Below are 20,743 nucleotides of genomic sequence, written 5' to 3'. Positions count from 1 at the left end.
CTGGTAGTCCGGTAGGCGCTATTCGTGCTGTTCCAGCATAACATCAGCCACCCCGTGGATTCTCCAAGGCCTCTTATATTGAAAAAAGTGCAACGCAGTTTTGCCGTCGAGTACAAGAACGGCAGGCGAAAACTTGATGCCAGATCGAACTCGATCTGGGGCAATGTGGATCTAAAGTCAGTCGCGCGCGATCTAGAGGAAGAGGCATTGCCTTTTCTGTCAGGTAGCTCTCAGAGTGGCAAACCCGACAGCGAAATGTCTTTGCCGGAACAAGATCAGGCCGAGCAGTTGTTGACAGCGCCTCTCGGGCCGTCGACAACTGCATCAGATACACAGGAGATGAGCATGGCCGACGAGACTAATACGACAACCAAGGTCGATGGACAGACCGTTGTCGAAACGCCTAATGCGCCGAAGAAACAGCGCAAACCGCGCGCCAAAAAAGTCGCGGCACTCGAGACCGCGTTAGCTGACGCTACGGCAGAGCCGGCAGCTGCGCTGGCCGGGGACGGTGGTGTGAAGAGGAGAGGGCGCAAGACAAAGGCTATCGAAGCCACGGCGAGCGCCAAACGCGCACCTGTGCGCCGTGCTCCAAAGGCTGTGCAGGCAGCGCCGGCTGCCCCGATGACGGCGAGCGATGAAATGGCAGACCTTTTGCAGTTGGAAGAGGAAAATCAGCGGCTGCGCAAGCTTCTTGCTGGAAAACTTCGCGCTGAAAATGAAGATCTGCGCAAACGGCTCAAGCTCGATTGATATAAGCAGCCGGTCAATAAGCGACCGGATCTACATTCTTATCGAGACAAACAATTCGGCAACGGTAATGCTGTTGCCGGACCCCAAACTCACTGCCTGCTTGCGGGATAAAACGCGAGGTCGGATAGATGGCGTCTCCCTGGAAACTTCTTGCCCGACTGATCTCACCGGGTCGCGAACAAAAGCGAGAAAACGGCTCGGACCAGAAGGTTACGCCGGACACATTGGCCATTGCCGGTCCGACCGAAACGCCTGCCGAGAAGAGCCTGATAAGCGCCGTTCGACCGGCAAGCGAGGGGCCTCCCCGTCACGGCCATTCTCCTGCAATTTCCACCGAGTTTGTTGTTTCTAAGGAAGTCGGAATCGGTGGCCACGATCAGGTCGAAGGCCAAGATGCCAAAAACGTTGAGGCGGCCGATCCACCTCCATTCGGCGGGCTTAGTACCGACATCGCCGCTGGGCACGATGCTACGAGGCTCGAGCGAACTCTCGAGGTCGCCCCGCGTAAGAAGGCATCAGCCGCGATTGCAAACGCTGCCCCGGCAGTTCACACTGCGGACCAGATGAGCCTCGACGAAGACATCAGGGTGCTCAGGAGGCAGCTAGCCAGAAAGCTAAGGCTGCAAAACGCGCAGTTGAGAACAATGCTGGAGCGGTTTGAACGGTGACCTGTCGCAGTGCAACAACCTGTCGCCCTGGGCATGTAGTGGAGCCAACGGCAGCATCACCTGTGTACGGCAAGGACAAATAATTGGGGTCCGAACACGGTCCCATTTCGTCGAGATCAACGACAAGAGTGTTTAGGCCATGTTCTAGGCATTTAACCGCGCTCGATCGCCACCGTGAACATCGAGCCTGCCGCAGGTTTCCTGGATGCGCGTCTCCGCCGCCTGCGCAATCGAAGCCGCATTGGTGGCGTCAAGCTGAACTGTCCGGGCGTCTGGTCCGTTTTGAACGAAGGTGTCGCCTGCTTCAAGTTGGCGCGCGCAACCGAGCCGGTGAAGCCGTGCTGCGCCAGACCTTTCACGATATTTGACGGCGGATTTCTTTGCCAGTGGCGAGAGCTGAACTGTGACGCGATCGAGACCGACACATGCCATGGACTGCGAATTCAGCGATCGATTTAAAATCGAGCAATTGGGGGCTTGCCTCCTGCCTAACATCTCGACGAACTCGAGCTCGATTAAGTGATCACTCCAAGGTCCTCCGTTTGCCAGTCTAGATCGGCTGGCGGCCAAGATAAGCATCGAACGCGGCAGCGACATGGCGAAGGGCAGAGCGACGTTCGTGCCGCACACTGACTAAACCGTTGTCAAACTCAACGATCCCATCCTCAGCCAGAATCTCTAGCTGCTTAGCTGAACTCACTAGATGGGTCTGATCAAATCCCTGAGCCGTACAGATTGCTGATATGTCCGCCTCCACGTAGCACATGAGCTGTTCGATGATTGCAGCTCTTACGCGATCCTCGGTAGCTAAACGGTAGCCCCTTGAGATCGCCAAGCGGCCGGATGCTATGTGCCGGTTATAACAGCTTTGCGTGAGATCGTTTTGAACGTAACCGTCGCCGCAACGACCAATGGCGGACGCGCCCAAACCGATGACAGTTGAGCAGGTTTCGGCAGAGTAACCAAGCGAATTTCGGCGCAGACGACCAGCTCTCTGTGCTATTGCAAGCTCGTCATCCGGCAAAGCAAAATGGTCGAGACCAATTTGCAGATAGCCTGCTGCAACTAACGTATCGGCCATGGCTGAGGCCTGCTCAGCTCGCGCGGCTATATCGGGCAGTGCTGCTGTGTCAATCAAGCGCTGATTTTTTCGAAAAGATGGAACGTGGGAATAACCGAAAACCGCGAGGCGGTCGGGACGCATCGCAATAGCTAACATAGCGCTCTCGAGACAGGACTGGACGGTTTGGTTCGGCAAACCGAACATCAAGTCGAAATTGATACGCCTGACCCCATACAGGCGGAGGTTTTCGACGGCGGTCATCACTTGCGCCTCGCTCTGAATCCGGTTGATCGCTTTTTGTACGACGGGATCGAAGCTCTGCACACCGACGCTTGCGCGATTCACACCGGTTCTTTCTAGGGCTTCGGCCATATCGGTGGTGAACGTGCGCGGGTCGACCTCAACGGCAATGGTTGCACCTCGCTCAAGCGCAAAACGGCCGCGCAGGAGTTCCATTAGCGACAGGAAGTCTGCCGATGGCATAATGGTCGGGGATCCGCCGCCAAAGTGCACGTCACCCACGGAGAGTGCCTGCGGCACTTGCTCGGCGACCAGGCGGATTTCCTCGCGCAGCATTGCTAGATAATCGGTTATCAAAGTGTCCCGACGAGTGATGCTAGTCGGAAAACCACAATACCAGCACATCGAGCGGCAGAATGGAATGTGGAGATAGAGCGAGACAGCGTCATCAGTTCCCTGGCTTCTCAGCCATTGCTCATAAGTGTGGGCGCCGATTTCTGGAGAAAACTCCTGTATTGTTGGGTAGATAGTATACCAAGGCAACTGCGCCCCGCTATTTGTGTTCGGAACGAAAATCGACGACGGTGCGCGCAAAGACTTTCGCCTGCAGTCCGTGTCACGTTCACATACAATATTTGACACGTTTTTTTCCTTCGAAAGCGTGGTCCTATTGGGCACATGCCACGCCCGGAATGGACTTGATGTTCGATTTGACGTCGCATTCGGAAAGGGCCTTCGGCTCATCGCCAGGCTCGTCGCCGCTCGTTGCGACGCTGAGGTGCTTCTTGCGGCGCTTCGCCGCCTTGTCTGGATATTGCGCTAACACTTCCGCAATGAGCTGTTCATGCAAAACGCTGTCATTCTCGTAATCAAGGCTCATGGGCCCCTGCCCCCTTTCAAGGTTCGGGTTAGGTCGTCGTCGCCGAAGCGGCTTTCTTGGAAGGACGCGCTGGCGCAAGGGCCAGCGCGTCCTGTCGACAGCGGCAGTTATTGAGCCGCAACCACCGCTGACTCCTTGGCCTGTAGTTCGGCCAGCATCTGCTCGTCGCTCTTCATGATGCCGAAGTCGAGCAGCATGTCTTCGAGCTCTTCCATGGTAATCGGGGTCGGAATGGTCCCTTGGCCCGAATTGGCATGGATCTTCTCGGCTAGCGCCCGATATTCCCCGGCCTGCTTGGAGTCCGGCGCGTACTGGATCACCGTCATCTTCCTGAGCTCGGCGTGCTGGACGATGTTGTCACGCGGCACAAAGTGGATGAGCTTGGAATTGAGCCTGGCAGCCAGCGCCTCGGAGAGGTCGAGCTCGCGGTCCGTCTGGCGCTCGTTACAGATCAGGCCGCCGAGCCGCACGCCGCCGGAATGGGCATATTTCAGGATGCCCTTGGCGATGTTGTTGGCGGCATAGAGCGCCATCATCTCGCCGGACATCACGATGTAGATCTCCTGGGCCTTGTTCTCACGGATCGGCATCGCAAAGCCACCGCACACCACATCGCCGAGCACGTCATAGGAGACGTAGTCGACATCGTCATATGCACCGTTCTCTTCAAGGAAATTGATCGAGGTGATGACGCCGCGCCCGGCGCAGCCGACGCCCGGTTCCGGACCGCCGGACTCCACGCACTTGATGCCTTTGTAGCCGGCCTTGAGCACGTCCTCGAGCTCAAGGTCTTCCACCGAACCTTCCTGCGCTGCCAGATGCAGAACCGTGTCCTGTGCTTTGGCGTTCAGGATCAGCCGGGTGGAGTCGGCTTTCGGGTCGCATCCGACGATCAGGATCTTCTGCCCGAGGTCGACAAGCGCTGCGAGCGTATTTTGGGAGGTGGTGGACTTGCCGATCCCCCCTTTGCCGTAAAATGCGATTTGACGCAAATCTGACATATCGCCTTCCTTCTTTCGTTCCATCCATCGCTGAGTAAAAGGCAGGCAGCTCGCGCCGCCTCGCATGGCAATCTTCAAAACCCGTGCCATGTGGGCAGCAGCATATAAAACAGCTGTTTTGCTGATCTTCAGCTATTTAGTTCCGAACTTTCGAAGGCGGGATCGACAAACTCTTGTCTCGAAACCGCCAAACTGGACGAAGCGGCTGCGAGGTCTTGTCGGTTGGAAATCGCTTGCGTCAAAGATCAACAAATCTCGTCCGTATCCTTACATCTCAGGCGAGGGACAGAAGTAGTGTGGCAAGTCGTAGAGCCAAGCAGATCGGTACCGTCTTGACGGCCGATCGGCTTCGCACCACGCGTCGAATCAAGGCCGGATGATCAGCAGAACGCATATGAAGGCACAGTAGAGATTGTCGCTTACAACAAACTCGCTGTTATGCTGTCTCCATGAACAAATAGGGGGAATGCCGACAGCTTGGCAGCTGCAGTCTTGCAGGCCCGGATTGTTTCGCCATTGGCTGAGATTGACAACGGAGCCGGTTTCGATCGTCAGCGGGCCAGATTCTGAGGAAATGCTCGAAGGCTACAGCAAAGATCGTGAGCAAGCTATCAAGTTAAAGCGCTAGTCGCGGACGCTTTTTTCCGGCCATACGCTCAGCTCCGACAAATTGTGGATCGCGTAGTCGAATACGGCGAAGAGCTTAAGGCAATTTTAGTAGGTGCTATCAGAATTGACCGATGATCATTATCCGACGACGACATCACCGCTCATCTTTAGGAAAGTGGCATTTGCGCGTGCCCGCACAGTCGTAATATCGGGAGCAATAATCCCCCGTATCGGTTCAACGTCGCCGGACAAGCCCGCCAAGTTGCATCTGTGGCCTTCACGTTTTCAAGATCTCGCGCCCGACGAACTCTGCCGCTCCAGAAAGACTTCCGCTTTCCTCAGGGAGAAAGCATTCATTAAAATCGCCGCATTCCTTGCAGCTGGGAGCGCTACAAAGGGAAAAGCCTTCAGCTTCGCAAATCTTGCGGTAAAAATACTTCTTCCACCTCATGTTGTTGGTGTTGCCTGCCACCAGCGCCGGAAAATGCGCGAACAGCAATCTCCTAAGTTCGGCTTTGTCAAGCAAGCCGAGATCCCGCCAGAGGTGGTCTTCGCGCATGGAACGTCGCGCAATGATCTTAGCAAAACGCACGCCCTCAGGGTCGCCTGGCCGCACATGCCCTAGGAGCATATCGCGCAACAGTTGCTCCTCCGCATCAGGCACGCAATCACTCGCCTCTTGCAGGGCAAAAGCGCGGATAAGCCTTGCCGGGAAACTGCGGGCTGGTATATCCCGCAGCTCCCTAAGCGAAAGGCCGGTTGCCTCGGTCGCGGTGGCAATCCCCATCTCAATTTCTTCAAGTGCGCGCGAAAAAACGCGGAAGAGCACATAGTCATCAAAATATAACTTGAGACCCATCTGGCATGGTCGGCTGAAATAGCGTGTTTGGCAATCGTCGCAGTGGTCGACGGCTATGCCGGTTTGACGTGCGGCGTCCGCAGCTGGCACCGCCACCGTCGAGACCCCGATGTGATGCACATTTGGCATGCGCTTCGTCGCTTTCTCCAATAATCGAATTCAGTTGGCTGCTTTGATCCCCGCAAGGCGAGCATTCAAAGGTTGTGCCAGCTTGAGCAAGTGACAGTTGAAGCCGGCTTTTCAATCACTCGATCGCCCGTGCAGCGGGGAGGCGATCCCGCCTCCCAGTTATCGCCAAACGGACAAACGCAGGCTTTCAATCTGCGGCGCCGATCGAGCAGTCTGAGTGTAGCAATCTGAGGGAAGATCAAAGATCAATTGCTGCGCAACGACGTGTTAGCCGCCGATAGAGTTATCATATGTCTCTTCGATAGTCCTCAGAGTAGTTGGAGACCGGCACTGAACGTCTTCCGACCTTCAGTGTTGACCTTTGTCCAGTTGAACGGGAGGCCTTCGGCAACGTAGTAAACGCCGCTTTGAGGCGTCAGCTTTCCGTTTCTCGAGCCCATGTCGCCACGCTCGCGGACTCTCAGCGAATCGGCGCGATAGAGTTCATTCTCCTGGATCCTATCATTCGTCATTGCGCTCATAGGAGCACCGGGGAGCGGCGATCAATACGCACTTGCAGGCCTTCCAGTGCGCCCGCAACGATGAGGCCCTTGTTCGCCACTCGGTCCATCGGAACAAACACAGGATCAAGCACCGGCCGGCAACATTCAAAACGTCGCGCGGCTTCCGTCATCGTTATTGACGGCGAACGATAAGGTTTACTACCATCGCCTCCCAAAAGCGCTATCTGCCCGGCAAGAGGGATCGGGTACCCGTCAAAGATCGTAAAGGCGGTTAACCCAACTCGCAAAGCTTCTTCGCCAACAAATAGCGAGTGCATGTCGTCGAAGCGGATCATCTGAATAAGATCACTGCCAATTAAACCGGCGATCGATGCAATGCTGTTGCGATCAGGGAGCTCAGCGGCGCGAAAGATCGCACTTTCTGGCTCCAACAGATACACAAAATTTTCCATATCCTTGCCTTCTAAATTCTTGAAAAGAGCTCGTGCCCAGCTGCTTTTGACGGGAGCGAAAGCGACTCGTGCATCAACTTGGGATAGCGACAACGCGCGGCAATATGCAGATTTCAGCGTGCTGTGTAAATGGTCCTGCGCCAATTCGGTTCGGTTCAATTCAAGCCAGGCTCCGGACGCGTCGCTCCGATGTCGCCCAGCCAGTTGATTCTATTGAGATATTTTAATGGGCGTGTTTTTATTCCGGCCAGCCCCCATACCAACTCCGGGCCAAACATGAACGCGACGATGTTAGACCATACCGGCAGCCGCGAGTCGACTAAGCGGGTTCAGCAATCGAACGCGGCGGCCATCGGCGTCGCCGCACGTATGGCTCGAATTTGTCCCAAATTTGCGGAACGGATCCCGACCTTGGGCAAACTATGCAAACGGGTGCGTGTTCCAAGTTTGACGAGATCTGTACGTTGTACGAATACCCGGCAGAATTAGAAATCATTTCCCATGCTGCAGACGCGAGAGCCTGAACTCGAAGCTAACGAGTGGAGCTTCTATCAAGGCACCCCTTACGACGTATAAAGCAGAAAGAAAATTTGCAATCGGCGAGTTCCATCCGAGCATCACGACATTTGGCTAGCGCAACCGGGGCAACAGCCGCGCTCACTGTTGGCTGACTTAAAGTGTGCTGAAAGCCGCGGTCGCGAGTTCGCGCTCGGTCCCCAGGCGTTTTCGGTGCCGCGTTTTTAGCGTTATTCAAAACGCGGATGATGGCATCCAATCAATCTATTTTGCCTGATTAGCGACCTTGGTGCATGACCAAGGTGTCTCACCAAACAAGCCGATCGCGACCTCAGCGGAGAACGTACAAAAATGCAATAGATAGGAAGCGGCAGATTTTATTGCGTATCCCGGAGAGATACTGGCGCCGCCTTGTTGCTCGCTATGGCGGCGGCCTTCGGAGTCTGGCGAACAGGATTTGCCGAGTCGGAAGCCGCGAAAGAAGAAGTCGTCACTTTGGCGTATTCGCGCTGACCCAACTTTTGGCAACCTATGGCACTCACGGCGAAGTCATGCACGTTCATAGCGTGGACGAATCGGGCGAAACGTCAGCGTCGACGCAGTTCAAGTATTGGACGAACGAACGGGAGCAAGGCTTTGTCCTTTAGAACTTTTTTTTGCATCCTGCTACTGGTCACGTGCACCAGCGCTGTTTCGGCCTACGCCGCGTCGCTTTCCATCTTCAAAGCGTTCGCCGTAACACTAGCGGCTTCGGTTTTCCTTCAGGTCGTTTATTTCTTGAGCCTGCTATTTATGTCCTTCCGGCCCACGCGCGAGAGCGACAGGTCGATACATTCAGGAACTCGGCAGGCAAACCAGCCACAAAAACATGATCGCGATGAAACTGAGCTGACCTGCCACTGAATTTTCATCCGGCGGCGATTAGAGCCTCGGCGGTTTTGAATACGCCAAGTGGCGCGGTGTGAGCAACCGGCGGAAACGCGAAGCCTTCATCTTGCGCAGCGTTGGAGCCGGTTGCGGCGATGGTCCCGGCATAATCTGCCGGGGTCTGATATCCGAGCGATTAGTGCGGCCGGAAATTATTGTGATCGTCCGCCCATTCGGCAATGGCGCTTCGGGCATGATTGAGGCCAAAGAACAGGCTTTCGTTGAGCAGTTCGTCGCGCATCCGACCATTGAAGCTCTCGGCATAGCCGTTCTGCATCGGCTTTCCCGGCGCGATGTAGTGCCAGTCGACTTTGTGATCCTTCGACCACGCGAGGATCGCATTCGAGGTGAGTTCAGTGCCGTTGTCGGAGACGATCATCCCCGGCTTGCCGCGTCGTTCGATCAGCGTCGTCAGTTCTCTGGCGACACGGCGGCCGGAGATCGACGTGTCCGGGATCGCCGCCAGGCATTCGCGCGTTACGTCATCGACGATGTTGAGCACGCGAAACCTCCTTCCGCAAGCGAACTGGTCGTGCACGAAGTCTAGCGACCATCGGGCATTGGCCTTAGCTTCGACCAGAAATCGGAGCACGCGTGCGGACAGCACGGCGTCTGGCTTTGCGCTTGCGGACAGAGAGACCCTCCTCCCGATAAAGGCGATAGATGCGATTGACCCCGGACGGTTCTCCCTCCCGCCGAAGCAGGACGAACAGTCGCCGGTAGCCGAAACGCCGCCGCTCATTGGCGAGGTCGCGCAGCTTCGCTCGCAACTCGGTTTCCGGCGGTCGGTTCGACTGATAGCGGATCGTCTTGCGGTCGGCGGATATGATCTGGCAGGCCCGCCGTTCCGAAAGACCCATGACGGTCTTCAGATGCGTGACGGCGTCACGCTTCGCGACAGGCCCTACCATTTTTTTGAAAGAAGCTCGCGGAGTGCTGCTGCGTCCAACATCTGCTCGGCGAGCAGCTTCTTCAGCCTGGCATTCTCATCTTCAAGCGCCTTCAGCCGCTTGGCCTCGGAGACTTCCAGGCCGCCGTATTTGGCTTTCCAGTTGTAAAACGTCGCTTCTGAAATCCGTGCTTGCGGCAAAGGTCGGCCGCCTTCGCACCAGCCTCCTGCTCCTTCAGCACCGCAATTATCTGCTCTTCGGTAAATCTCTGCTTCTTCATTCGTCCGTCCTTTGATGGGCCGGACTCTAATCAATTCTGGAGGAAATTCGCAGGGGCAGGTCAGAGCAGTCCAACGTCCCCCAGCTTGACCTAAGGCGTAAACGGCGCACCCCTTAGTTAGCGGTGTAGGTATTGACCCAATTCATCAGGCTAAAGCTCAATTCGATGTCATGGAACTACTCAACAACCTCCAGCAACCGAGGACCGCTTTCTTCACCACGGTGCGGCGGTCCATGAGATGCTGCATTGGTCTCCCGATTGCTTCATCTTCGGCAGGAGGCTTCTGGATTGGGCATCGTCTGGTTTAGAAAGCACCTCCGACTCAGGCGACTGTTGCCGACCGCCGCTCCTGATTAGATGACATGTTTCCGGAAGAGAACATGCTTCGAAATTTGAGCGTTTCCCGTTGCCTTTTCTACCTACGCCGATCGAGAAGCTCGACCGTCTCGGTAAGCGCGGGGGTGGAAACATTAAGAACAACGTCAACGAGATGACTACAAGCTCAGAACTTGCATTTGGCGGAAATAAGCTCCGCAAACTTTACTACCGGAGGGTCGAGGCGGGTCCAGTCTGATTTGCCCAGAGCCGGCGCTTTTAACGCGGCGGCCTCGGCGCAGTCGACGACGTTCCCGCCCATCGGACGAAAACTGGCGGGGCAACTTCGACGTCGAAGATGGCGCGGATTGTTGCACGAAAGCCCGCCGCGAGGGCATCCCATGCAGGTCGCCGACTATCGGACGCAGACCGGCTTAGAGCAGTCTTTTGTCAGACATGTACTCCGCGGTTGTCGGCATTGAGACTGAATGGCGGGAGCTTGACACTACGCGCTGCTACGAAATGCCTGCTGAACCCACGAATTCACTTCGGCACGCGATTTGCTCTGGTCACGGTATGTCGCCAATCGCAGCGCGATGGTCTTCGGGCGGCGCATCGCTGTTCGCGTCTCGTGAGTTCCGATGGTTTGCTGGGCAATGATAGTGGCTCGGTTGTGTGTGCCGGGAAAATGTGAGGAGTGTTAGATGCGATCTAGAGTTCTTCGTTTGCGACCCACAACAATCGCCCACGTCGCGAGCGGTACAGCCAAAGCGGCAGACCTTGAGCCAGGCGGGAAGCCGGGGGTGTGGGACTGGACTGGAAGTTCTGTTTGCGGACGGGTCGGTGGGCGGGTGCGGTCGAACCTGCTGCGCCAATTCCTACGGTCGGCCGACCTATGGCGATACCGACATGTTCGATTTCAACCGGCTGCAAAACCCGCACCTGCCGCTCGGCCAGGGGCCGCATCTGTGCCTGGGCGCTGCGCTGGCGCGCCTGGAATTGGGAAGTGTCTTCCCGCCGTTCGTGCGGCCGGAGGATCTGGCGCTGGCAATCGCCGCAGAGGGCGTGGTCTACACGTTGCCTTAACTCATTTGCTGCCCGCAGTCTGCCCATCATCTTCCGCCCCTTCCGGGCTTAAAGAGTGAAGCGTCACCATGTCCGAACAATCCTTGCCGACGCTGCCGATGTGGCGGGTCGATCACATCGAGCCCTCGCCCGAGATGTTAGCGCTACGCGCCAAAGGTCCGATCCACCGCGTGCGCCTTCCGTCCGGGCACGAATGCTGGTGGGTGACAGGCTATGACGAGGCCAAGGCGGTGCTGTCTGACGCGGCATTCCTGCCCGCGGGAATGCCTCCGGCGGATTTCACCCCCGATTCGGTCATTCTCGGTTCGCCGGGATGGCTGGTCTCGCACGAAGGGGACGAGCATGCTCGGTTACGCACGATCGTGGCGCCGGCCTTCAGCAACAGCAGGGTGAAGCTGCTTACGCAGCAGGTCGAGGCGATCACCGTGCAGTTGTTCGATACGCTGGCGGTTCAGCCCCAGCCCGCAGACTTGCGACGCCATCTCTCCTTTCCGCTTCCGGCCAAGGTAATCAGCGCGCTGATGGGCGTGCCCTTCGAGGAACACGCCTTTTTCGCAGGGCTCTCCGACGAGGTGATGACGCACCAGCATGAAAGCGGCCCGCGCAGCGCGTCCGGCCTGGCCTGGGAAGAGCTCCGCGCCTACATCCACGGCAAAATACGGGGCAAGCGACAGGATCCGGGCGATAACCTGCTGACGGATCTGCTAGCCGCGGTCGACCAGGGCAAAGCGACCGAGGAAGAGGCGATCGGCCTCGCGGCGGGCGTGCTGGTGGCGGGGCACGAGAGCACCGTCGCGCAGATCGAATTCGGCCTGCTGGCCATGTTTCGCCATCCGCAACAGCGCGAACGCCTGGTCCGCGATCCTTCCCTGGTTGACAAGGCGGTGGAAGAAATACTGCGCATGTATTCGCCTGGCGCGGGGTGGGACGGCATCATGCGCTATCCCCGGACCGACGTTACCATCGCGGGCGTGCATATACCCGCGGAGAGCAAAGTACTGGTCGGCCTGCCGGCGACCTCGTTTGATCCGTGCCATTTCAAAGACCCGGAAGTCTTCGACATCGGACGCGACGCAAATCCCCACCTGGCGTTCTCCTACGGGCAGCACAATTGCATCGGGGCGGCGCTGGCGAGGCTGGAACTGAAGGCCATATTCGGTTCGATCTTCCAGCGCTTTCCCGCGTTGCGCCTGGCCGTGGCGCCCGAAGAACTGAAGTTGCGCAAGGAGATCATCACCGGCGGGTTCGAGGAGATGCCGGTGCTCTGGTGCGGACGCCCCCGGCATCGCAATCTTCTCATTTGGCGGCGCCTGGCGCGCACCGGTCAGATCAGCCACTCGACAGGTAATCAAGATGGACGTGCAAGACACCACGGCAGCATGCCACGACGCCTTCGCCGAGCTGGCGTCGCCAGCATGCATCCAAGACCCGTACCCGTTCATGCGGTGGTTGCGAGAGCACGATCCGGTGCACCGCGCGGCGTCGGGCCTCTTTCTGTTGAGCCGCCACGCCGACATCTACTGGGCGTTCAAGGCTACGGGCGATGCGTTTCGGGGGCCGGCGCCATCCGAACTGGCGCGCTATTTCCCGCGTGCGGCGAGCAGCCTGTCGCTCAATCTGCTGGCGTCTACGCTAGCCATGAAGGAACCACCGACGCATACGCGTCTGCGCCGGCTGATTTCGCGCGATTTCACCGTGGGCCAGATCGACAACCTGCGGCCGAGCATCGCGCGCATCGTCGCAGCTCGCCTGGATGGCATGGCGCCCGCACTGGAGCGAGGAGAGGCGGTGGACCTGCATCGGGAATTCGCACTGGCCTTGCCCATGCTTGTCTTCGCTGAATTGTTCGGCATGCCCCAAGACGACGTTTTCGAGCTCTCAGCGATCGTCAGCGCCATTCTAGAAGGCCTGAGCCCGCACGCCAGCGATCCACAGCTCGCCGCGGCGGACGTGGCCAGCGCCAGGGTGAAGGCCTATTTCGGCGACCTCATACTGCGCAAGCGCGCCGATCCCCGCCGCGACATCGTGTCGACACTGGTCGGCGCACACACCGACGACGCCGATACGCTCTCGGACGCGGAGTTGATCAGCATGCTGTGGGGCATGTTGCTGGGCGGCTTCGCCACCACTGCTGCGACTATCGACCATGCGGTGCTGGCGATGCTGGCCTACCCCGAGGAGCGGCACTGGCTGCAGGGAGACGCCGCAGGGGTGGAGGCATTTGTAGAAGAAGTACTGCGCTGCGAGGCGCCCGCCATGTTCAGCTCCATTCCGCGTATCGCCCAGCGCGACATCGAACTGCATGGCGTGGTGATCCCGAAGGACGCGGACGTGCGCGTGCTGATCGCGGCCGGCAATCGCGACCCGGACGCTTTCGCTGATCCCGACCGCTTCGATCCGGTGCGGTTCTACGGCACCAGGCCTGGCATGTCGAGCGACGGAAAGATTATGCTGAGCTTCGGCCACGGCATCCACTTCTGCCTAGGTGCTCAACTCGCCAGGGTGCAACTGGCCGAGAGCCTGCCGCAGATCCAGGCTCGCTTCCCCACGTCGGCCTTGGCCGAGCAGCCGACCCGGGAGCCCTCAGCGTTCCTTAGGACGTTCCGCGCGCTGCCGGTGCGGCTGCACGCGCAGGCGGCGGCTGAGGTTCGCGTCGTGGTCGACCAGGACCTGTGCGGAACCACTGGTCAGTGCGTGTTGACGCTGCCGGGCACCTTTCGTCAGCGCGAGCCGGACGGCGTGGCGGAAGTGTGCATGGCGACGGTCCCGCAGGCGCTGCACGCCGCCGTGCGCCTAGCAGCCAGCCAGTGCCCGGTCGCGGCCATTCGGGTGATCGAAAGCGAAGCCGGCGATGACCATTGCACCAACCCCGGCCCTACGCCCTCTCCGGCAGACGCTGAGCGACATGCAGCGAAAGACCTACGCAATCCAGGAGAACATGATGGAACGATTTAAAGGCAAGGTGGCCGTGGTGACCGGCGCCGGCGCCGGGATCGGCAAGGCATGCGCCCTCGCCATCGCGCGCGAGGGCGGCAGAGTGGTGGTGGCCGACATTGATGGCCCCGCTGCCATCGCCTGCACCGCACAGATCGCAGCCGAAGCGGGCCAAGCGCTGGCCGTGGCCATGGACATCGCAGATGCGCAGGCGGTGGCAGAGCTGTTCAAAACGGCGAAGCGGCGCTTCGGTGGGGTCGACGTGCTTGTGAACAATGCGAGCGCCATGCATTTGACTCCGCACGACCGCGCGATCCTCGACCTGGACGTGGCGGTCTGGGACCAGACCATGGCGACCAATTTGCGCGGCACGCTCCTTTGCTGCCGGCAGGCCATCCCACAAATGATCGGCCGTGGTGGTGGCGCGATCGTGAACATGTCATCGTGCCAAGGGCTCAGCGGCGACACCGCACTGACGTCATACGCCGCGTCGAAGGCCGCAATGAACATGCTGTCGGCCTCGCTTGCCACCCAATACGGACACGCGAAGATCCGCTGCAACGCGGTTGCGCCAGGTCTTGTCATGACCGAACGTCTCTTCGCCAAGCTGGACGAGTGCATGCAACGGCATCTACACCGGCACCAGCTCCTGCCGCACGTCGGCCGCCCCGAGGACGTAGCCGCGCTGGTCGCGTTCCTGCTCTCGGAGGAGGCTGCGTTCATCACCGGCCAGGTGGTGTGCATCGACGGCGGCATGTTGGCGCATGTTCCAACCTACGCCGACGGTGGCAACAGCGCGGCTCGGCCGGCCGGTGACGCCGCCGAAGCAGCCGCAGCGTCGCATTGGTGATGGACATGCTGCTCAACCCGCTGAACCGCTGGCGCCGGCTACGGGACGACATCCCGGTCATGCCTGGCGCTTTCCCCTGGTCGGGCATCTTCCCGCCATCGTCTGCGATCTGCCGCGCCTGCTGCGGCGCGCGGAAAGGACCCTAGGCAGCCACTTCTGGCTGGACTTCGGCCCGGCCGGACACCTGATGACATGCCTGGATCCAGATGCGCTCGCATTGCTCCGGCACAAGGAAGTGTCCTCGGCACTGATCGAAGAGATCGCGCCCGACATCCTTGGCGGAACGTTGGTCACTTTGGACGGTAGCGCGCACCGGCAGGCGCGCGATGGGATAAAAGCGGCGTTTCTGCCGAGGGGTCTGACCGAGGCCGGCATTGGCGAGCTGTTCGAACCAATTATTAGGGCTCAGGTCAAGGCGTGGCGCGACCGCGGTGAAGTCGCTATCCTGCCAGACACCCGCAACCTGATGCTCAAACTCACCTTCAGTCTCATGGGCATCCCCGCCCAAGACCTGTCGGAGTGGCATCGCAAGTATCGGCAACTGCTACAATTGATGGTCGCGCCCCCGATCGACCTGCCGGGGATGCCCTTGCGACGCGGCCGCGCCGCCCGCGATTGGATCGACGCGCAGTCGCGCCAGTTCATCCGGGACGCGCGCGCGCGCGCCGCGCGCACCGGGTTGATCAACGACATGGTGAGCGCCTTCGATTGCAGCGATGGCGCGCTCTCCGATGACGTCCTGGTCGCCAATATCCGCTTGCTGCTGCTTGCCGGCCACGAGACCTCCGCCTCGACGATAGCCTGGATGGTGATCGAGCTGGCGCAGCATCCAGAGCTGTGGGACGCCCTGGTCGAAGAGGCGCAACGCGTGGGCGCGGTGCCGACCGGGCACGAGGACCTGGCGCAATGTCCGGTCGCAGAGGCGCTGTTTCGGGAGACGCTACGAATGCATCCGGCTTCCTCGCTCGTACCGCGTCGCGCGATGCAGGAATTACAACTCGGCCAGCGGCGCATTCCTTCGGGCACTCATTTGTGCATCCCACTACTGCATTTCTCGACCTCGCCGCTGCTGCACGAAGCGCCCGATCAGTTCCGTCTGGGGCGGTGGCTGCAACGCACGGAGCCGATCCGGCCGGTGGACATGCTGCAGTTCGGTGCCGGCCCACACGTCTGCATGGGCTATCACCTTGTATGGCTGGAGCTGGTGCAGTTCAGCATCGCCTTGGCATTGACCATGCAGGAGGCCGGGGTGCGGCCGCGATTGATGAGCGGCGTCGAAAAAGGCCGGCGCTATTACCCGACCGCACATCCGTCCATGACAGTCCGCATCGGATTCTCATGAGCTGGGATCCTCTGCCCCGTGTCAAGAGGCAGCGGCGACGACGATGGGCGGCATTGCTGCACTCGGCGCGCGCGCGCGGTGCGACGCCGGCAGCACCGCGGCGGCTCGCCGCTCGCCGCGGCATTCTCTGTCAGGTAGAAGGAGATGAACAACATGCAGAAGGGTTCCACGCTAAACGACGACCGAACTGGCGTTTCCCCGTTCGGCGGATCGGGCGCGCAGGCGTGCGGCGGATTGCCGGTGCGCGCGTCCATAGGCATTGGCGCGCTATGCGCCGTCGCGGAGGATGCCGCGCTTTACTCTGTACCGCGCACTGGATCGCTATCGCGCCTGTTTCGGCCTTGTATTGTAGGTGGTCGAGGATGACACGCCAGCGGATGACGCGACGCTGGGCAAGCCCCCGGCAAGCATGCGGCGGAGAAGAAAGCAACCGGCGTGCCGATCACGAAGCTGCATGCAGCGCCCCAGTCAGTGCCGGGCCTATGGCCAGAGGCCGAGGAAGCCATCACCTCGCTGCGCCCGCGTGCGGAGCGGTTGGCGCAGGCCGTGCAGCGGGCCAAAAGGGTATCTGTTCAAGCACGCGCCGTGCGCATTGGCGCCGGTCCGCACGGAGGCGCCGCCGTACCGCTGCGATCGGCCGGCGGCACCGCTAGATGCTACATTGTGTTCGATTCCACGGCGCAGATCGGAGCGGTTGCCCACCGCGGACCGCCGCCAGCATAGGTGCGCTTCGCCGCGCTTCTCGTCAACTGCCTGCAGAGGGAACATCCCGCATGAGTGCGCTGTCCGAACAGATCCTTTCTGAATTGCGCCACTTGCTGAACGAGACGCGCGATGGCGGCAGCGTGAGTCCGTCCGTTTACGACACGGCGCGCGTTTTGCAGTTCAGCGGCAACGTCACCGGTCGGCAGAACGGATACGCGTGGCTCATGGCGCAGCAACAGGCCGATGGCGGGTGGGGAAGTGCTGACTTCCCACTGTTCCGCCATGTACCCACGTGGGCGGCGTTGCTTGCATTGCGGCGTGCCGATCCTCTTCCCGGCGCTGCGGACGCAGTTCAGGCTGCAACGCGGTTCCTCGAGCGCCAGCCGGATCCCTACGCGGATGCGGTGCCGGAAGACGCGCCGGTAGGCGCGGAGCTGATCCTGCCGCAGATCTCCGGCGAGGCCACATCCTTGGTGGGCGACGTGGTGTTTCCGCGCTACCCGGCGCTGTTGCCGTTGCGGCAAGCGTGCCTGGTTAAGTTGGGGACGGTGGGACCGCTGCCGAGCGGCCATCCGTTGTTGCACTCCTGGGAAGCCTGGGGGACGTCGCCGACCACGGCATGCCTGGACGACGACGGCAGCATCGGCATCAGCCCGGCGGCAACCGCCGCGTGGCGTGCGCACGCCCTCACACAGGCGAGCGCGCCACAGGTCGAGCGTGCCGACAGGTATCTTCAGGCCGCATCGCGCGCGGCGCGCAGCGGCATCGAAGGTGTCGTTCCCAGCGTCTGGCCGATCAACGTGTTCGAGCCATGCTGGTCGCTGTACACTCTGCATCTGGCCGGGTTGTTTTCGCATCCCGCGCTCGCCGAGGCGGTGCGCGTGATCGTCGCGCAGCTCGATGCCTGTCTGGGCGTGCGCGGTCTGGGTCCGGCCTTGCACTTCGCGGCCGATGCGGACGACACTGCTGTTGCGTTGTGCATCCTGCACCTAGCAGGACGCAACCCGGCTGCCAACGCGTTGCGCCACTTCGAAATCGGCGGGCTGTTCGTTACCTTCCCCGGCGAGCGCAATGCCTCGGTGTCGACCAACATCCACGCCCTGCATGCGTTCAGACTGTTGGGAAAGCCCACCGCCGGTACCAGCGCTTACCTTGAGGCCAATCGCAACGCGGACGGTCTATGGGACAATGACAAATGGCATGTTTCGTGGCTGTATCCCACCGCGCATGCAATCGCTGCGCTCGCGCAAGGCGCGCCCCAGTGGCGCGACGAGCGCGCGCTGGCGGCGCTGTTGCAGGCGCAGCGCGACGACGGCGGCTGGGGCGCGGGTCGCGCGTCAACATTTGAGGAAACCGCCTATGCGCTGTTCGCGTTGCACGTGATGGATGGGCGCGAAGAGCCGACAGGGCGCGCCCGCATCGCGCTGGCGGTCGCGCACGCGCTGGAGTGGATGCTCGCTCGCCATGAGGCGCATGAATTGCCGCAGACGCCGCTGTGGATCGGCAAGGAATTGTATTGCCCGACCCGGGTCGTGCGCGTGATCGAACTCGCCGGCTTGTGGCTGGCTCTTCGTTGGGGGCGGCGCATCCCGACCGAGGGAGCAGGAGGAATGGCGCAATGATCCCGACGGAAAGCGCGCTGCAGCAAGTACTGGAGTGGGGGCGTTCCCTGACCGGATTCGCCGACGAGCATGCCGTAGAAGCAGTTAGGGGCGGACAGTACATCCTGCAGTGTATCCAACCGAGCTTGCACGATATCAGCGCCCGCACCGGCCGAGATCCGCAGGACGAAAAGCTGATCGTGGCGTTTTATCGCGAGTTGGCGCTACTGTTTTGGCTCGACGATTGCAACGACCTTGGCCTGATCGCGCCGGAGCAGCTGGCCGCGGTGGAGCAGGCGCTGGGGCAGGGCGTGCCATGCGCGGTCCCCGGTTTCGAGGGCTGCGCTGTGCTGCGCGCTTCCCTGGCCGCGCTCGCCTACGATAGGCGCGACTATACTGAGCTTCTAAACGATACCCGGTGCTACTGCGCGGCGCTGCGCGCCGGACCCGCGCAGGCGGCGGGGGCTGAACGCTGGTCGTACGCCGAATACTTGCACAATTCCATCGATTCGATCGCCTACGCGAACGTGTTCTGTTGCCTGTCGTTGCTATGGGGGCTGGACATGGCGACCCTGCGCGCGCGTCCGGCGTTTCGCCAGGTGCTGCGGCTCATCTCCACGATAGGGCGCCTGCAGAACGATCTGCATGGATGCGCCAAGGATAGGGCGGCGGGAGAAGCCGACAACGCTGCCATCCTGCTCCTGCAGCGTTATCCGGCTATGCCTGTGGAGGATTTCCTCAACGACGAGCTGGTCGGCCATGCGCGCATGCTGCACCGAGTGATGGTGAAAGAACGCTTTCCTGCACCATGGGGACCGTTAATCGAGGCCATGGCGGTCATTCGCGCGAAGTACTACCAGACCTCGATCAGCCGCTACGGCAACGATGCGGCGGGGGGAGGCCAGCGTGCGCCGGCGTGAACGCGCGGGAGGCGGCGGCGTGCGCGCGGCGCCCTCGGTCCGATCCGACGCAACGCCAACGCCCAATACGGCGGATCGAGCGAGCGGGTGCGACGACGCCCTGACCCGGCGCAAGGACGACCATCTGGACCTCGTGCTGGATCGGCGAACGGCGCCAGCCACGGTCGCTGCCGGCTGGGAGCAAATCCGGTTCGAACACTGCGCACTGCCCGAGCTGGACCTGACGCAGATCGAACTGCGCACATCGCTGTTAGGCAAGCCCATACGTGCGCCGCTGCTGATCAGTTCCATGACCGGCGGAATGCCACGCGCAAAGGCCATCAATCGGCACCTGAGCGAGGCGGCGCAAGCCTTGGGGATCGCCATGTGCGTCGGTTCGCAGCGCGTGAGCCTCCAATCGCGCAATTCCCAGGGGCTGACGCGCGCCCTACGCCGCCTGGCGCCTGACATTCCCTTGCTGGCCAATATCGGCGCTGCGCAACTGCGCGAGGCCGACGGCCTTGATCTGGCGCGCCGGGCTGTCGATGCGCTGGAGGCTGATGGGCTGATCGTCCATCTCAATCCGCTGCAGGAAGTGCTACAGCCGGATGGCGACCGCGACTGGCACGGCGTACTGGCGCAGGTGGCTCGCGCCGCGCGTAGCGTGGGCGTGCCTATCGTGGCCAAAGAAGTCGGGTGGGGCCTGTCCGCCTCGGTGGCCTGCGCGCTCGTCGAGGCGGGTGTTGAGGTGATTGATGTCGCCGGAGCCGGCGGCACCAGTTGGGCCGCGGTGGAGGGCGAGCGCGCCCGCGATGCCGCCGGCCGTGCAGTGGCGATGGCGTTTGCCGATTGGGGGATCCCGACACCGGCCAGCTTGCAGGCGGTCCGTCGGGCACTGCCAACGGTGAAGCTTATCGCGTCCGGCGGGATCCGCGACGGCGTCGACGTGGCCAAGGCCATTCGCCTGGGTGCGGACATTGCCGGGCAGGCAGCCGGCGTGCTGCCGGCGGCTACGGTATCGACCGAAGCGGTCGTTGCGCATTTCGAGGTCGTCATCCGCCAGTTGGCCGTCGCCTGCTTTTGCACCGGCTCACCTGATCTGGCGACGTTGCGCCAGGCGCGCTTGTTGCCCTCCGCGCACTTGTTGCCCTCCGCGCATCCGCCAGTCGGATGATGCCGGCGTCGCCCGCTCTGTCGGCCGGCCCTCCAAGCTGGTTGCAAAAACCGTTAACGCTAAAGCT

General features: G+C 60.8%; 11 protein-coding genes and 5 pseudogenes. 10 read left to right on the top strand and 6 right to left on the bottom strand.

Going from position 1 to position 20,743, the window contains the following annotated elements; translation table 11 throughout:
- Positions 1-78 precede the first annotated feature (78 nt).
- Positions 79-753 (top strand): transcriptional regulator, encoded by a 675-nt coding sequence (locus MHI61_RS01535; protein WP_029875595.1) that lies wholly within the window; start codon positions 79-81, stop codon positions 751-753.
- A gap of 128 nt (positions 754-881) precedes the next feature.
- Positions 882-1,421, top strand: a complete 540-nt coding sequence (locus tag MHI61_RS01530; protein ID WP_004679185.1) for a hypothetical protein — start codon at positions 882-884, stop codon at positions 1,419-1,421.
- A gap of 550 nt (positions 1,422-1,971) precedes the next feature.
- On the opposite strand, the gene hemN is transcribed toward MHI61_RS01530, so the two are convergent.
- From hemN to MHI61_RS01500, 6 genes and pseudogenes are all read right to left on the bottom strand, one after another.
- Entirely contained in the window at positions 1,972-3,318 is a 1,347-nt protein-coding gene (gene hemN, locus MHI61_RS01525; RefSeq protein WP_080658272.1) for an oxygen-independent coproporphyrinogen III oxidase, read from the bottom strand.
- A gap of 88 nt (positions 3,319-3,406) precedes the next feature.
- Positions 3,407-3,604: pseudogene (locus MHI61_RS01520) on the bottom strand (hypothetical protein); the annotation flags it as partial.
- A 107-nt stretch (positions 3,605-3,711) separates the two neighbouring features.
- Positions 3,712-4,605 carry a nitrogenase iron protein gene (gene nifH / locus MHI61_RS01515; RefSeq protein WP_004675840.1) on the bottom strand — a complete coding sequence of 298 codons (894 nt, stop codon included), beginning with the start codon at positions 4,603-4,605 and terminating at the stop codon, positions 3,712-3,714.
- An 886-nt stretch (positions 4,606-5,491) separates the two neighbouring features.
- Positions 5,492-6,202 (bottom strand): nitrogen fixation protein NifQ, encoded by a 711-nt coding sequence (locus MHI61_RS01510; RefSeq protein ID WP_008536495.1) that lies wholly within the window; start codon positions 6,200-6,202, stop codon positions 5,492-5,494.
- 517 nt (positions 6,203-6,719) lie between these two features.
- On the bottom strand, positions 6,720-7,316 hold the full coding sequence (locus MHI61_RS01505) for a hypothetical protein (protein ID WP_011053448.1): 597 nt from the start codon (positions 7,314-7,316) through the stop codon (positions 6,720-6,722).
- Positions 7,317-8,580: 1,264 nt separating this feature from the next.
- Positions 8,581-9,770 (bottom strand): annotated as a pseudogene (locus MHI61_RS01500) (IS3 family transposase).
- A gap of 1,227 nt (positions 9,771-10,997) precedes the next feature.
- Between MHI61_RS01500 and MHI61_RS01495 the strand changes: the two are divergent.
- From MHI61_RS01495 to fni, 8 genes and pseudogenes are all read left to right on the top strand, one after another.
- Positions 10,998-11,171 (top strand): annotated as a pseudogene (locus tag MHI61_RS01495) (cytochrome); the annotation flags it as partial.
- Between the two features lie 68 nt (positions 11,172-11,239).
- Positions 11,240-12,439 (top strand): annotated as a pseudogene (locus MHI61_RS01490) (cytochrome P450); the annotation flags it as partial.
- Positions 12,440-12,524: 85 nt separating this feature from the next.
- Positions 12,525-14,126: a cytochrome P450 gene (locus MHI61_RS01485; RefSeq protein WP_029875528.1), complete on the top strand. Its 1,602-nt coding sequence runs from the start codon at positions 12,525-12,527 to the stop codon at positions 14,124-14,126.
- Positions 14,113-14,955 carry an SDR family oxidoreductase gene (locus tag MHI61_RS01480; RefSeq protein ID WP_008536513.1) on the top strand — a complete coding sequence of 281 codons (843 nt, stop codon included), beginning with the start codon at positions 14,113-14,115 and terminating at the stop codon, positions 14,953-14,955. The genes MHI61_RS01485 and MHI61_RS01480 overlap by 14 nt, the downstream gene beginning before the upstream one ends.
- A pseudogene (locus MHI61_RS01475) lies at positions 14,955-16,297 on the top strand (cytochrome P450). The gene MHI61_RS01480 and the pseudogene MHI61_RS01475 overlap by 1 nt, the downstream one beginning before the upstream one ends.
- 773 nt (positions 16,298-17,070) lie before the next feature.
- Positions 17,071-18,624, top strand: coding sequence for a hypothetical protein (locus MHI61_RS01470; protein WP_011053441.1), 1,554 nt, complete (start codon positions 17,071-17,073; stop codon positions 18,622-18,624).
- Positions 18,621-19,523 carry a hypothetical protein gene (locus MHI61_RS01465; protein WP_008536520.1) on the top strand — a complete coding sequence of 301 codons (903 nt, stop codon included), beginning with the start codon at positions 18,621-18,623 and terminating at the stop codon, positions 19,521-19,523. Before MHI61_RS01470 ends, MHI61_RS01465 begins: the two co-directional genes overlap by 4 nt.
- Positions 19,510-20,676: a type 2 isopentenyl-diphosphate Delta-isomerase gene (gene fni, locus MHI61_RS01460; protein WP_016737499.1), complete on the top strand. Its 1,167-nt coding sequence runs from the start codon at positions 19,510-19,512 to the stop codon at positions 20,674-20,676. Before MHI61_RS01465 ends, fni begins: the two co-directional genes overlap by 14 nt.
- Positions 20,677-20,743 lie beyond the last annotated feature (67 nt).

This window comes from Rhizobium sp. K102 (assembly GCF_022385315.1).
GTDB lineage: Bacteria > Pseudomonadota > Alphaproteobacteria > Rhizobiales > Rhizobiaceae > Rhizobium > Rhizobium croatiense.
This window is presented reverse-complemented; position numbering and strand designations above follow the sequence as displayed.

Coding starts and splice junctions, on each gene's coding strand:
- MHI61_RS01530 (WP_004679185.1), top strand. CDS start 882: ATGGCGTCTCCCTGGAAACTTCTTGCCCGACTGATCTCACCGGGTCGC.
- nifH (WP_004675840.1), bottom strand. CDS start 4,605: ATGTCAGATTTGCGTCAAATCGCATTTTACGGCAAAGGGGGGATCGGC.
- MHI61_RS01510 (WP_008536495.1), bottom strand. CDS start 6,202: ATGCCAAATGTGCATCACATCGGGGTCTCGACGGTGGCGGTGCCAGCT.
- MHI61_RS01485 (WP_029875528.1), top strand. CDS start 12,525: ATGGACGTGCAAGACACCACGGCAGCATGCCACGACGCCTTCGCCGAG.
- MHI61_RS01480 (WP_008536513.1), top strand. CDS start 14,113: ATGGAACGATTTAAAGGCAAGGTGGCCGTGGTGACCGGCGCCGGCGCC.
- MHI61_RS01470 (WP_011053441.1), top strand. CDS start 17,071: ATGAGTGCGCTGTCCGAACAGATCCTTTCTGAATTGCGCCACTTGCTG.
- MHI61_RS01465 (WP_008536520.1), top strand. CDS start 18,621: ATGATCCCGACGGAAAGCGCGCTGCAGCAAGTACTGGAGTGGGGGCGT.